Below are 13703 nucleotides of genomic sequence, written 5' to 3'. Positions count from 1 at the left end.
AATAATTTCACTCTATGGGACCGAGGCGCATCCGGGCGACGATCCGGGATTTTTTGTAGTCGTAGACGACGATTTCCGTGCCGCCATCGGGCAACAGCGTTTCGAGAGAGACGAGATCGCCGGAAATGCTTTGCGACAGCAGGCGAGTGCCCGGCGCAAGCGGCACTTGGCTTTCGATGACGGCAGGCGGCGTCTCCGGCACCACGGCCTGCTGGCCGGGTATATCGGTCCGCGCCTCTGGTGCTTCCGGCTCGCTGGGCTGGTTGATCTTGTAGACAACGGCCGCCAGCACGGCCATAAGACCGACAAGCATGATGCCGATCGAAACCGCCAGCAGCCGCATCATCTTGCGGCGAACCTTTTCCATGGCAGGGTCGAGCGGAGGCTCCGCCGGATAAGCGCCCGGATAGGCCTGCCCCTGATGAGTCTGGTAGGCTTGGCTCTGATGGTCCGGATAGGTCTGGTGATCAGGATAGTCCTGATGATATCGATCCTGCATCGAATATGGTCTCCGGTTCGCGCATGATCCTCGAAATGAGGGATCATGTGGATAAATATGCGGCAGGCCGCGTGATAACGAAGGGAAGTTACGATTGAAAGAGCTAATTGCCGATGCCGCCGCCGCGGGAAAGCGCCTCGACCAGTGGCTGGCGGGTGAGCTTGGCCCGGATTTGTCGCGCAGCCGCATCCAGTCGCTGATCGCGGACGGCCAGGTTACGGTGGATGGCAAGCCAGTGCTGGAGCCGAAGGCCAAGCTGCGCGAGGGCATGGTGATAGGCCTCCAGATGCCGGAGCCGGAGCCAGCCGAGCCGCAGGGCGAGGATATCCCGCTCGATATCCTCTACGAAGATGATGACGTCATCGTCATCAACAAGCCGGCAGGGCTGGTGGTCCATCCCGGAAACGGCAATTGGACAGGCACGCTCGTCAACGCGCTGATCCATCATTGCGGCGACACGCTCTCGGGCATCGGCGGCGTCAAGCGGCCCGGCATCGTCCACCGCCTCGACAAGGAGACGACCGGCGTCATGGTCGTTGCGAAGAACGACCGCGCCCATCGCCACCTCTCCGCCCAGTTTGCCGACCATGGCCGCACCGGCGATCTCGAACGCGCCTATCTGGCCCTCGTCTGGGGCACCACGGACCGCACCCATGGCACGGTCGATGCCCATCTTGGCCGCTCGCATAAAGACCGCACGCGGCAAGCGGTGGTGAGCGAGGCCCGCGACGACGCCCGCCATGCGGTGACGCATTATTCGGTGGTAGAGAAGTTCGGCGCCAAGGAAGACGCCACCGCGCTCGCCTCGCTCATCGAGTGCCGCCTTGAAACCGGCAGAACGCACCAGATTCGCGTCCACATGGCCCATATCGGTCATCCCTTGGTGGGCGACATGGAATATGGCAGCGCCTTCAAGACCAAGGCCAACAAGCTGGTGGAGCCGCTGAAGCAGATCGTTATGGAATTCCCCCGCCAGGCGCTGCATGCACAGCTTCTGTCCTTCATCCACCCGGTGAGTGAGGAACTCATGACCTTCGAAGCTTCCATGCCGCAGGATATGGCGGAGTTGGTCGAAGCCTTTCGCGCGCACGCATAACGGTGTATAAGGCTTTCATCTTTATGTTGCTTGTTCGGATTTGAATTTCTTTTTCGCGAAAAAAGTGAAACCTCTGACATGATATTTCCGTTCACTTAAGTGTGACGGATTGTTTCCTATCTTAAGGCATCGTGTTTTCGCCAAAATGGTGGTTATATGGTGTCGTTATGCCCCGCGTTGCGAAGGGCAAGCGGGGCGTATCGGGTCTGCCCATGGTGGGGGGCCCGCTGTTCCAAAGAGGAGGGTGCTATATGGCCCAGACCAGTCTTCCAAGCCTTGTTTCCGGCGATGGTGGTCTTACGCGCTATCTGGAGGAAATCAGGCGTTTTCCCATGCTTGAGCCGCAGGAAGAATACATGCTGGCCAAGCGATATCTAGAACATGGCGACCCGCAGGCCGCCCACAAGCTTGTGACGAGCCATCTGCGCCTGGTGGCGAAGATCGCCATGGGCTACCGCGGCTACGGCCTGCCCATCGGCGAAGTCATTTCCGAGGGCAATGTCGGCCTGATGCAGGCGGTCAAGCGCTTCGAGCCGGAGCGCGGCTTCCGCTTGGCAACCTATGCCATGTGGTGGATCAAGGCCTCGATCCAGGAATATATCCTGCGCTCGTGGAGCCTCGTCAAAATGGGCACCACCGCCAACCAGAAGCGCCTGTTCTTCAACCTGCGCAAGGTGAAGAGCAAGATTCAGGCGCTGGACGAGGGCGATCTCAACCCCGAACAGGTCAGCGAAATCGCCACCCGGCTGAATGTCAGCGAGGAAGAGGTGATCTCGATGAACCGGCGTCTATCCGGCGATGCCTCGCTCAACGCGCCGATCCGCGCAACGGAGGGCGAATCGGGCGAATGGCAGGACTGGCTCGTCGATGACAGCTCCAGCCAGGAGCAGATCCTGATCGAGCAGGACGAGCTGGAAAACCGCCGCTCCATGCTGACAGGTGCCATGGCTTCGCTCAACGACCGCGAACGCCGCATCTTCGAGGCGCGCCGCCTGGCTGATGACCCGGTGACGCTGGAGGATCTTTCCGCCGAGTTCGGCATCAGCCGCGAGCGCGTGCGCCAGATCGAAGTGCGCGCCTTCGAGAAGGTGCAGGATTCGGTAAAAGCCGCAGCCATCAGCCAGCAGAAGGCATTGGCGCAAGCCGGGGCGTGATCGTTTTCGGTTGATTTTTCAAGAGCTCCGCCGGTTTCGGCGGGGCTTTTTTGTGTGCGGCGCCATCTCGTACGCCATCGTTGAAAGAGAATTACAGCAACTCTTGTTTTGATGAAACAGCGCCAAGCGCCCTCGTGGTTCGAGGCTCATTCCGCTGCGCTCCATTCGCACCTCACCATGAGGGCTACTCAAGCGCTGCTGCTCACGCTCACCCTGAAACGCCAACGCCCTTCACCCTCATCCTGAGGTGCTCGCGTAGCGAGCCTCGAAGGGCGACGGTGAAGGGATCGCCTATGCAGTCGCACCGACAGAAATCTACCTACCATTAGCCCTGGTAAGCCGCCTCGATGGCGCGTAAGGCGCGCAATACGCCCCTACCCGCCAACACCCCAAGCCTTCAGCACGTCGTTGAACACCTTCTCACCAGGCACGCCCTTCTCCACCGTGATCAGCGCGCGGCGGCCCGTGCGGTAGGTGATCGGAATATCGATCCACTGCTGGCGGCGCATGAGCGTCATGTTGGTGTCGATCGCCGTGCGCGCGTCATTCAGCGCCACGATGAAGAGATTGTCCGCGATCTTGTTCGGAATGGCGATCAGCGGGCTGCCCGCCGATTGCTCCGTGTCCTTGAAGGTCACGCGCTGCACATTATCGATCGCCCCGCCAGGAAAATCCTGCGGCACGGAGAAGATCATCTCGATCAAATGGCTCGCGGGCAGCGATTTGTCGGTATTGCGGCGGATGGTCAGGCGCAATTTGATATTGTTCTCGGGGATGGTGACATCCGCGCGGATCGCCGGTTCCGCCGGCTCGCCATCACCAGGAGAATCCTGCACTTCCGACCAGACCACCGAACCCTTCTTCGCCGACCCCGCCTCCTGGCCGCTACGCTCTTCATAGAAAAAGGCCTGCTGCCCGACCGGAATGGCCGCTTGGGGCGCCTGCTCGGCAGACGGCTGCGCAGCCTGGCCGCTCGCTTCGGCGACGGAGGTTCCCTCACCCACGCCGGGCGTATCTCCGGCGGGACCCGGATCGATCTCCGTACCGTCAGGCAAGAGCCGCTGTGTCAGCTTCGGGGCTTGCGGCTGGTTATTGCTGGGCGCAGCATTGGTCGCCGCCGGGGTGGGCTTCTGAGCAGGTGGTGTCGTCGCGGCAGGCTGTACCGCAGCGTCCTTCTCGCCCTCGAACTGCGCCATCAGGTTGGCCAGATAGGTCTGCAACTGGTCCTGGTTGCTCCAGGCGGCATAGCCCGCGCCGCCGAGCAGCAGCAGCGCGACAAGGCCGAACACCAGCCCCTTGCCCACGCCACGCCGGCGTTCGCCACCATAGTCCTCGTCGCGCGCGAAGTTTCCTTCCTCCTCGCCATCCTGCCGCCATTCGTCCCGCTCTTCCTCGTCCAGTTCCAACTCGGCCCTGCGGGAAGGCTTCTTGCGTCCGCCGGACGTCCGGGACTGGGTAAAGTCCGGTGCCGCTTGGGCGGGTGCAGCAGTGCGTGGCTGGGCGCCCTTCAGGAAATCATCGAGCGGATCGGGACCCGGCTCCGGCGCCCTGGCCGGAGCGCGTCGCGCCGCGCGCGGTTCCGGGTCCGGCATGGCCGGCTCGACACGGGGTTCCACACGCGCGGGCCTCGGTGCGGGCGCAGACGGCCTTGGCGCGGCTTTCGGCGGCACGGCGGGCGCCGGTGGCGCGACGGGCCGTGGCGCAGGCTTGGGCTCGGGCGCTCTCGCAGGTTGCTGCCGGCTTGCGGCAGCTGCTTGCGGAGCATGCGCATACTCCGCCTCGATTTCAGCGATGGCGTCTTCCAGCGCCTTGCGCTGCTTGGCGGCGACGGCGGCCGGCGCATTGGCGGCGGCGAGCTTCTGTTCAATCGTCGCGCGGGCCTTGTCGTAGACGCGCTGCCGCAACTCGGGCGTCGGGTTCGCCTGCGCGTCGATCGTCTTCTTCAGTACCGCTGCAAAGTCCGCCATGCCGTGATGCTCATGCTCTGTGAGGTTTTACTACCATCACCCTAATAATCACAATAAACCATCAAAAGCAAAATCGCGTCGAGATTATGCTTTTGATGGGAATAACTTTGGGACACTCAATCCTGGAAGGGATCCGTCACCAATATGGTATCCTCCCGCTCGGGACTCGTCGAGAGCATTGCCACCGGCGCGCCGATCAGTTCCTCGATATAGCGGACATATTTGACCGCCTGCGCCGGAAGCTCGTTCCACGAACGCGCACCCGCTGTCGTCTCTGACCAGCCGGACAGCGTCTCATAGATCGGCTTGACGCGCGCCTGCGCGCCCATGGAGGCGGGCAGATAATCAATCCGCTTGCCGTCAAGTTCATAGGCGACGCAGATCTTGATCTCTTCGAGCCCGTCAAGCACGTCGAGCTTGGTGAGCGCGATGCCGTTGATGCCGGAAGTGCGCACGGTCTGGCGCACGATGACCGCATCGAACCAGCCGCAGCGGCGCTTGCGCCCCGTCACCACGCCGAACTCATGGCCGCGGGTGCCGAGGAAATTGCCGATTTCGTCATGAAGCTCGGTCGGAAAAGGCCCCTCGCCCACGCGCGTCGTGTACGCCTTGGTGATGCCCAGCACATAGCCGATTGCCGTGGGCCCAAGGCCCGAGCCGGCGGCGGCCTGCCCGGCCACGGTGTTGGACGACGTCACGAACGGATAGGTGCCATGGTCGTTGTCGAGCAGCGCGCCCTGCGCACCCTCGAAAAGGATGCGGTCGCCCGCCTTGCGGCGTTCATCAAGCACGCGCCAGACCTGATCGATATAGGGCAGGATCTCATCGGCGACCGAGGTGAGCTCGCGCATGATCGCACCGACCTCGATTTCCTCCAGCCCCATGCCGCGCCGCAGCGCATTGTGGTGCGCAAGCAGGCGCTCGACCTTCGGCTCCAGCGTATCGGGCTCTGCAAGATCGATGACGCGGATGGCGCGACGGCCAACCTTATCCTCATAGGCCGGGCCGATGCCCCGCTTGGTCGTGCCGATCTTGAGGCCGGAATTGGAACCCTCGCGCATCGCATCGAGATCGCGGTGCAGCGACAGGATCAGCGGCGCGTTTTCGGCGATGCGCAGCACATCGGGCGAAATCTCGACGCCCTGCGCGCGCAGCTTCGCCACTTCGGCGACGAAATGATGCGGATCGACCACCACGCCATTGCCGATAACGCTGAGCTTGCCGCGCACGAGGCCGGAAGGCAGCAGCGAGAGCTTGTAGCTGACACCGTCGATGACGAGCGTATGGCCGGCATTGTGGCCGCCCTGATAGCGCACGATCACATCGGCGCGCTCCGACAGCCAGTCGACGATCTTACCCTTGCCCTCGTCGCCCCACTGCGACCCGACGACAACCACATTGGCCATAAAGAAACTCTCCGCTCCGGGCGGAGAACCGCCCGCCATGAAATGACAAACGTGAGCTTCTATACAGGCTCATTCCGCAAAGCGCGACCCTTCTTTTCTTAAAGCAAATCGTGTTTTTACGGAATCGCGAGGCGCCCCCCTCTGCCCTGCCGGGCATCTCCCCCGCAAGGGGGGAGATTGGCTTCCATCGATGGCGGAGCTTATTCTACATCATTGGCGAAAGCGGAAGTGAGAGCGTAATCTCCCCCCTCGCGGGGGAGATGTCCGGCAGGACAGAGGGGGGCGCTGTCCCGCCAACGTTTTAATCAATGCACCCGCACCATATACCGCGCATCGACGGAATAGCTGAGAAGCTTGGCCGTCAGCTCTGGCACGTCGGCAATGGCGAAGCCCTGTTTCTGCCAGTAGCCCGGTGACCCATTGACCGCAACGAGCGCCATGGTAGCGAAACCATCCCGCTCGGCCTGTCGAGCCATCATCTGGACGACGCGGGAGGCAAAGCCGCCGGAGCGGGCTTCAGGCATAAGAGCGATGTCGTGAAGATAATAGATGTCCGCATCATCAGGCAAACGCCCGAGCAGCGTGTTCAGCGCCGGTATGCGGTATTTGACCCAGGGGTGGCTGATGCCGTAGCCGGCAAGTCCCCCTGCCTTTTCAAGGACGAAGCAGCCCGCGGGATAAAGCGCGAGCCGCTCGGCAAAGACTGCATCGTCCTCGAAGAAATCCGTATGAACGGCGGCCGCAATGGCGCTGACGGCGGGAATATCCTCCCCGCGCATCGCACGCCATTGCAGCCCATCCGTCATATCAGGCCTCGCCCACGTTGAACTCCAGCGGGCGGGCGGAGTTGATCGCCGTGTTGGCGCGAAGGTCTTCCAGCACATGGTCCGGAATGCGCTCGTCCAGATAGAGCAGCGCGATGGCGTCGCCGCCCGGACGGTCACGGCCGAGCGAGAAATTGGCGATGTTGACGCCATGCTTGCCGCACACCGTGCCGAGCAGGCCGATCATGCCCGGCGTATCGTCATTGGTGGTATAGAGCATGTGCTGGCCGACTTCGGCGTCGAGATTGATGCCCTTGATCTGGATGAAGCGCGGCTTGCCGTCGGAGAAGCAGGTGCCGGCGATGGAGCGGGTGCGCTGCGTGGTCTTGACCGTCAGCTTGATATAGCCGTCGAACACGCCCGACTTGTCGCGCTTGACCTCGGAGACGATAATGCCACGCTCCTTCACCATGATAGGCGCCGAGACCATATTGACATCGGCCACCTGCGGGCGGATGAGCCCGGCCAGCGCCGCCGAGACGAGCGCACGCGTGTTCATCGTCGCGGTGATGCCGTCGAACAGCACTTCTACTTCCTGGATCGGCTCGTCCGTCACCTGGCCGACAAACGCGCCCAGCACTTCGGCAAGCTTGACGAAGGGCTTCAGCCTTGGCGCTTCTTCCGCCGTAATCGAGGGCATGTTGATGGCGTTGGAGACGGCTCCTTTGATCAGATAGTCCGACATCTGCTCGGCCACCTGCAACGCGACGTTCTCCTGCGCTTCACTGGTCGACGCGCCCAGATGCGGCGTGCAGACGACATTCGGCAGATGGAACAGCTCGTTCTCCGTCGCCGGCTCCACCTCGAACACGTCGATGCCAGCCCCGGCGACCTTGCCGGACTTCAGCCCCTCGACCAGATCCTTCTCAACGATCAGTCCGCCGCGCGCGCAGTTGATGATGCGCACGCCCTTCTTCATCTTGTTTATTGCATCCGCATTGATGATGTTGCGGGTCTTGTCGGTGAGCGGCGTGTGGAGCGTGATGAAATCGGCGCGGGCGAAGAGATCGTCCAGCTCCACCTTCTCCACGCCCAGTTCCTGCGCGCGGGCTTCCGAGAGGAACGGATCGAAGGCGACGACATGCATCTTGAGGCCGACGCCGCGTGTCGCGACGATCGAACCGATATTGCCGCAGCCGATGACGCCCAGCGTCTTGCCGGTGATCTCGACGCCCATGAAGCGGTTTTTCTCCCACTTGCCGGCGCGGGTCGATACATCCGCCTCCGGCAACTGGCGCGCCACGGCGAACATCAGCGCGATGGCGTGTTCGGCGGTGGTGATGGAATTGCCGAACGGCGTGTTCATGACGATGATGCCGCGACGCGACGCCGCCGGGATATCGACATTGTCGACGCCGATGCCGGCGCGGCCGATCACCTTGAGATTCTTGGCCGCGGCGATGAGCTTTTCCGTGACCTTGGTGGCCGAGCGGATGGCCAGGCCGTCATACTGATCGATGATTTCGAGCAGCTTTTCCTTATCCTTGCCGAGGTCAGGCAAATAATCGACCTCGACGCCGCGGTCTTTGAAGATTTGCACGGCGGTGGTGGAGAGTTTGTCCGATACGAGAACGCGGGGCGCCATGATGGCCTCCATCAATATAAATAGGAAATGGGAAGAGGCGGCTGCATACGCAGCCGCTCAAGGAGTGCGCAATCAGGCCGCTTGTTTCAGCGCGGCCTTCTGATTGGCGAAGGCCCAGTCGAGCCATTGGGTGAGCGCTTCGAGGTCGGAAGCCTCGACCGTCGCGCCGGCCCAGATGCGCAGGCCCGAAGGCGCGTCGCGATAGGCGCCGATGTCATAGGCGACGCCTTCCTTGTCGAGCGCCGAAACGATGCCCTTGGCGAAGGCGGCTTGCGCATCCGCATCGAGCGCGGTCACATCGGGATCGACGATGCTGAGGCAGACGGAGGTGTTGGAGCGCGTTTCCGGCTTCACCGCCAGATTGGCGATCCAAGGCGTCCGCTCGACCCATGCGTCGAGAACAGCAAAGTTCTTGTCCGCGCGGGCAAGCAGCGCATCGAGCCCGCCGATCGACTTCGCCCAGTTGAGCGCATCGAGATAATCCTCGACGCAGAGCATGGACGGTGTGTTGATCGTCTCGCCGACGAAGATACCCTCGATCAGTTTGCCGCCCTTGGTGAGGCGGAAGATCTTCGGCAGCGGCCAGGCGGGCTTGTAGGTTTCCAGTCGCTCGACGGCGCGGGGCGACAGGATGAGGATGCCATGCGCGCCCTCCCCGCCCAGCACTTTCTGCCAGGAGAAGGTGACGACATCGAGCTTGGAGAAATCGAGGCGCTGCGCGAAAGCGGCAGACGTTGCGTCGCAAATGGTGAGACCCTTGCGGTCCGCGGGAATGAAATCCGCGTTCGGCACGCGGACTCCCGAAGTGGTGCCGTTCCAGGTGAAGACCACATCGCGGTCGAAATCGATCCTGTTGAAATCGACGATCTCGCCATAGGGCGCTTCGAAAGTGCGCGCATCGGCGAGCTTCAACTGCTTGACCACGTCAGTCACCCAGCCCGCGCCGAAGCTCTCCCAGGCGACCATATCGACGCCGCGCTCACCGAGCAGCGACCAGAGCGCCATTTCCACGGCGCCGGTATCGGAAGCAGGCACGATCCCGATGCGATAATCGGCGGGCACCTGCAGAACTTCGCGGGTAAGGTCGATGGCGTCCTTCAGCTTGGTCTTGCCGATTTTCGCGCGGTGCGAACGGCCAAGGGGCGCATCGGCGAGTGCTTGCAGCGACCAGCCGGGACGTTTTGCGCAGGGACCAGATGAAAAATTAGGATTGGCCGGACGCTGGTCCGGCTTCGCGATAGCAGTCATGTTTATCCTATCCTCTCAGATAGCACGCTTCTCGGTGGGGAGAAGTGGCCCGCTGATGGAGGTATGAGAAACGTCGCATGCAGTCAAGAAATTTGTTCGGCCGCGACAGCTTTCGCACAGGTGAAACGCCGATTGATTTCTACCGATGGTTAAAGTTTAATTCGACTTATCGCAGACAGAAGCAGCAGCGCGTAGTGACTGAAATCAGGGCGCGCAATCCGGCGAATAGGCGTCCGGACTGAGGCAGGACACAGCCTTGCCTGCGAGAGGAGTCGATACGATGTGGTATTGGTTTACGCCGCCACTTTATATCACCCTTACAATACGAAAGACCCGCACGACCTGGCAAGTCGCTGTGCGGGTCCAATTCGTAAAGTAAGGTAAACGCCTGGCAGGGCTTCGGCCCTGTCAGGCTACTTCGAATATATACTTCACTCCCCTGGAATTTTCAAGCGACCACCAGAGGTGAGACTCCGCGACTCAGTTCTTATAAACCGGTGCCGGCTCGCTATAGGTCGGAAGCGGCTCAGGCTGATAAGCTGCCTCCGGGCCGCCGAACTCGTAGCGCAGGCCGACACGAACCTGATGCACGTCGAAGCCCTTGTCGTAGCCCTGCACGCCGGTCGCGCCCGCGGCGATGTCGGACGCATCCCATCCGAAAGCCTTGCCGCCCTTGATGTGCGAGTAGCGGTAGCCGAAATCGAGCTTGGTCCTGGAGGTGATATCGACCGTCATGCCGGCCATCAGCGCCCAGGTGAAGCGCGTCGAAGAAAAACCGCCATGGTCGGCCCAATAGCTGTCACCGCAGACGGAAGGATCATGGCACCAGGACCGGTTCTTCATCGTGCCGTATTTGAGGCGCGTGAAGCCCACACCGCCGCCGATATAGGGCGTGACCTTGCCCCAGGTGATGAGATCGACATAGGCATTCGCCATCATCTCCCAGGCGGTGACTTTCGAGGTGTCGTCGAAGGAGACCGCACCGCCGAACGCCTCGCTCGAGCCGAACACATCCCGCTTCCAGTAGGCAAGCGTCGCATCCGCGCGCAGATACTGGTTGAAGCGATAGCCGACACCGATGCCGAAATCCGTGTTACCGCGCAGTTTTATCTCGTCATAGTCGAACTCGGTCTTGCTATGGCTGGCCTCGTCCCAAACGCCATATCGCCCGTCACCCTTGGCGTCGAAACTGTGCCCGACATCGCCGCGCAGGTACCAGCCAGAAGCGGCTGCGACCGGCCCGGCTGCAATCGGAGCCTCCACGGGAGCGGGGCCCAGATCCGCGGCAAGTGCCGGGATGACCAGAACGGGACTGGATAAGGCAGCTATGAAAATGCGCTTGATGCGTTTCATGCGAATCCCCCAAGGGAAGCGGCAGATATGGTTCCGCCGTTACGTTTCTCGATCATTAACCAAAATTCTTAAGCAGCCGTTAAGCATGCGCACCCGCGAAAAAGCCCGGCCAAAACCGGGCTTCTCGAGGCAGTGAGCCAGGCTTACTTGTAAACGGGCAGCGGCTCCGGCGCATAAGCGACAGACGGGGCGCCGAACTGATAGCGCAGGCCGACACGGACATCATGGATGTTCATGCCGTCATCATGTCCATCGCCGATCCATTGGCCGCCGTCGAACATCTTGCCGCCATTGACATGGCGGTAGCGGTATCCGGCATCGAGCTTCAGATTGTGCGTCAGGTCGAACGCGACACCCGCCATGAGCGCATAGGTGAAGCGCCAGTTCGCTGCGCCTTCCTGCGTGGTTCCGTTCTTGTGATCCACCAGATCATCCCATTTCACGCGCGTGCCGCCGATACCCGCGCCGACATAGGGCGTGAAGCCGTTGAAGTTCCCCAGATCCACATAGGCATTGGCGAGAATCGACAGCGCGCTCATCTTCGTGCGATCGTCGGAACATCCAGCGGGAGAGCACGAACCGCCCTCGAATTTCGACCGAAACATATAATCGGCGGTCAGATCGGTGCGGAAATAATCCGTTATCTGATAGCCGATACCCGCACCGGCAAGGAACGAGCCCTTCAGGTCGCCGTCGAGCGATTTCTCGATGAATGAGCCGCACGTGCCGCAACCATTATTGTTGGGAACGTCATAGGTCGTCTCGCGGAACTTGGACCAGGAGTAACCGATATCGCCGCGCAGATACCAGCCGCCGACCGCGGGCGGCACCACTTCCGGAACGGATGGCGCCTCCATCGGCGGCGACAGATCCGCCGCAAGCGCGGAATGCGTGACGCCGGCGGCGGCGAGCATAACCGCACCGGCGATGATGTTTTTGAAATGATGCTGCATGGTGGCTTTTCCCATCCCGACGTGCCGGCGCTTGGGTTCTCGCGCCGGATTCCCACTGACTTCGATCGGGAAAAATAGACGGGAAAGGTTAAGCCGTGCTTAACCCTGTTTCTTCACCATTTTGCTTAAGGGAGTAAGCCAATGGACAAACCATAGGCAAAGCAAGACATATTCCCCTACCCCCTTATATTTCAGGCAGCAGTGCGTATGCCCGATATCACATTGACGATGTCGTTCACCACCGTCTCGACCAGTATGCGGTCGTCGCCTTCCGCCATGACGCGGATAAGGGGCTCGGTGCCCGAGGGACGGATGACCAGACGGCCTCCATTACCCAGGCGGTCGCGCGCGTCCTCGATGGCGCTTTTCACGGTGATGTCTTCCAGCGGCTTGCCACCCTTGGTGCGCACATTCTTCAGAAGTTGCGGCACCGGTTCGAATTTGCGGCAAACCTCGCTCAGCGGCTTCTGCTGGTCCTGCATGACGGCGAGAATCTGCAAGGCCGAAACGAGCCCGTCGCCGGTGGTCGAGAAATCGGAAAGCACGATATGGCCGGACTGCTCGCCGCCGACATTGAAGCCATGCTCGCGCATATGCTCGACCACATAGCGGTCGCCCACCTTGGTGCGCGCCAGCGACAGGCCCATGTCCGCAAGGAAACGTTCAAGGCCCAGATTGGACATGACGGTGGCGACGATGCCGTTACCGGTCAGCCGGTTTGTTTTCGCCCAGGTTTCGGCGATGACCGCCATCAACTGGTCGCCATCGATGACATTGCCGCCCTCGTCCACCATCAGCACGCGGTCGGCGTCGCCGTCGAGCGCAATGCCCAGATCGGCCCGGACTTCATGCACCTTCTTGATAAGGCCGATAGGATGCGTCGAGCCGCAATCCTCGTTGATGTTGACGCCGTTCGGCTCGTTGTTGATCGTCACCACTTCCGCGCCAAGTTCCCAAAGCGCTGAAGGGGCCACCTTGTAAGCCGCGCCATTGGCGCAATCGACGACGATGCGCAGACCCGCGAGCGAAAGATTGCGCGGCAGCGTACGCTTGGCAAACTCGGTATAGCGGTAAATATCGCCCTCGACGCGCTTCGCCCGCCCGATATCGCCATTGCCGGCGAGCTTGGCGTACATATCCTCCTCGATCAGCTTCTCGATCTGGAGTTCCAGCTCATCGGAAAGCTTGAAGCCGTCGGGCCCGAACAGCTTGATGCCGTTGTCGTAATAAGGATTGTGCGAGGCGGAGATCATCACGCCGATATCGGCGCGAAGCGAGCGGCAGAGCATCGCCACCGCCGGCGTGGGAATGGGGCCGAGCAGGAACACGTCCATGCCGGTCGCCGTAAAGCCTGCGACCAGCGCATTCTCCAGCATATAGCCAGAACGACGGGTATCTTTGCCGATCACCACGCGCTTGCCCTGGCCTGTCTCGCGAAAGAGGAGACCGACGGCCATGCCGACCTTCATGGCGATGTCAGGCGTCATGGGAAAGCTATTGGCTCTTCCGCGAATACCGTCCGTTCCGAAGTATTTCCGATTCATAACCACGCCTTATCTAAACGGACCCCGACTATTTTCCTTTTATCGCAAAAACAGCGGGATCACGCAATTCCACT

11 protein-coding genes are annotated in these 13703 nt (G+C 61.4%); 2 read left to right on the top strand and 9 right to left on the bottom strand.

Annotation, left to right across the window (positions count from 1 at the left end; genetic code table 11):
• Positions 1–7 precede the first annotated feature (7 nt).
• Positions 8–499: a hypothetical protein gene (locus tag IEX53_RS12820; RefSeq protein ID WP_188824562.1), complete on the bottom strand. Its 492-nt coding sequence runs from the start codon at positions 497–499 to the stop codon at positions 8–10.
• A 94-nt stretch (positions 500–593) separates the two neighbouring features.
• On the opposite strand from IEX53_RS12820, the gene IEX53_RS12815 reads away from it, so the two are divergent.
• Entirely contained in the window at positions 594–1595 is a 1002-nt protein-coding gene (locus IEX53_RS12815; protein WP_373288640.1) for an RluA family pseudouridine synthase, read from the top strand.
• Positions 1596–1846: 251 nt separating this feature from the next.
• Positions 1847–2749 carry an RNA polymerase sigma factor RpoH gene (gene rpoH / locus IEX53_RS12810; protein ID WP_188824561.1) on the top strand — a complete coding sequence of 301 codons (903 nt, stop codon included), beginning with the start codon at positions 1847–1849 and terminating at the stop codon, positions 2747–2749.
• 374 nt (positions 2750–3123) lie between these two features.
• Here the strand turns inward: rpoH and IEX53_RS12805 are convergent, their stop codons facing one another.
• The 8 genes from IEX53_RS12805 to glmM form a co-directional block, all read right to left on the bottom strand.
• Positions 3124–4716: a transcriptional regulator gene (locus IEX53_RS12805; protein ID WP_188824560.1), complete on the bottom strand. Its 1593-nt coding sequence runs from the start codon at positions 4714–4716 to the stop codon at positions 3124–3126.
• A 116-nt stretch (positions 4717–4832) separates the two neighbouring features.
• Entirely contained in the window at positions 4833–6122 is a 1290-nt protein-coding gene (locus tag IEX53_RS12800; RefSeq protein WP_188824559.1) for an adenylosuccinate synthase, read from the bottom strand.
• A 305-nt stretch (positions 6123–6427) separates the two neighbouring features.
• Positions 6428–6928 carry a GNAT family N-acetyltransferase gene (locus IEX53_RS12795; protein ID WP_188824558.1) on the bottom strand — a complete coding sequence of 167 codons (501 nt, stop codon included), beginning with the start codon at positions 6926–6928 and terminating at the stop codon, positions 6428–6430.
• A gap of 1 nt (position 6929) precedes the next feature.
• On the bottom strand, positions 6930–8531 hold the full coding sequence (gene serA / locus IEX53_RS12790) for a phosphoglycerate dehydrogenase (RefSeq protein WP_188824557.1): 1602 nt from the start codon (positions 8529–8531) through the stop codon (positions 6930–6932).
• Between the two features lie 72 nt (positions 8532–8603).
• On the bottom strand, positions 8604–9779 hold the full coding sequence (locus IEX53_RS12785) for a phosphoserine transaminase (protein WP_188824556.1): 1176 nt from the start codon (positions 9777–9779) through the stop codon (positions 8604–8606).
• 480 nt (positions 9780–10259) lie between these two features.
• Entirely contained in the window at positions 10260–11132 is an 873-nt protein-coding gene (locus tag IEX53_RS12780) for an outer membrane protein (protein WP_188824555.1), read from the bottom strand.
• Between the two features lie 143 nt (positions 11133–11275).
• Positions 11276–12085, bottom strand: coding sequence for an outer membrane protein (locus IEX53_RS12775; RefSeq protein ID WP_188824554.1), 810 nt, complete (start codon positions 12083–12085; stop codon positions 11276–11278).
• 191 nt (positions 12086–12276) lie between these two features.
• Positions 12277–13629, bottom strand: a complete 1353-nt coding sequence (glmM, locus tag IEX53_RS12770) for a phosphoglucosamine mutase (RefSeq protein ID WP_188824553.1) — start codon at positions 13627–13629, stop codon at positions 12277–12279.
• Between the last annotated feature and the right edge of the window lie 74 nt (positions 13630–13703).

This window comes from Paramesorhizobium endophyticum (genome assembly GCF_014640615.1).
Classification (GTDB): Bacteria; Pseudomonadota; Alphaproteobacteria; order Rhizobiales; family Rhizobiaceae; genus Paramesorhizobium; species Paramesorhizobium endophyticum.
This window is presented reverse-complemented; position numbering and strand designations above follow the sequence as displayed.

What these genes read in the sequence shown, in the direction of transcription:
- IEX53_RS12820 (WP_188824562.1), bottom strand. Translation starts at nt 499, where the DNA reads ATGCAGGATCGATATCATCAGGACTATCCTGATCACCAGACCTATCCG.
- rpoH (WP_188824561.1), top strand. Translation starts at nt 1,847, where the DNA reads ATGGCCCAGACCAGTCTTCCAAGCCTTGTTTCCGGCGATGGTGGTCTT.
- IEX53_RS12795 (WP_188824558.1), bottom strand. Translation starts at nt 6,928, where the DNA reads ATGACGGATGGGCTGCAATGGCGTGCGATGCGCGGGGAGGATATTCCC.
- glmM (WP_188824553.1), bottom strand. Translation starts at nt 13,629, where the DNA reads ATGAATCGGAAATACTTCGGAACGGACGGTATTCGCGGAAGAGCCAAT.
- IEX53_RS12775 (WP_188824554.1), bottom strand. Translation starts at nt 12,085, where the DNA reads ATGCAGCATCATTTCAAAAACATCATCGCCGGTGCGGTTATGCTCGCC.
- IEX53_RS12805 (WP_188824560.1), bottom strand. Translation starts at nt 4,716, where the DNA reads ATGGCGGACTTTGCAGCGGTACTGAAGAAGACGATCGACGCGCAGGCG.
- IEX53_RS12785 (WP_188824556.1), bottom strand. Translation starts at nt 9,779, where the DNA reads ATGACTGCTATCGCGAAGCCGGACCAGCGTCCGGCCAATCCTAATTTT.
- serA (WP_188824557.1), bottom strand. Translation starts at nt 8,531, where the DNA reads ATGGCGCCCCGCGTTCTCGTATCGGACAAACTCTCCACCACCGCCGTG.
- IEX53_RS12780 (WP_188824555.1), bottom strand. Translation starts at nt 11,132, where the DNA reads ATGAAACGCATCAAGCGCATTTTCATAGCTGCCTTATCCAGTCCCGTT.
- IEX53_RS12800 (WP_188824559.1), bottom strand. Translation starts at nt 6,122, where the DNA reads ATGGCCAATGTGGTTGTCGTCGGGTCGCAGTGGGGCGACGAGGGCAAG.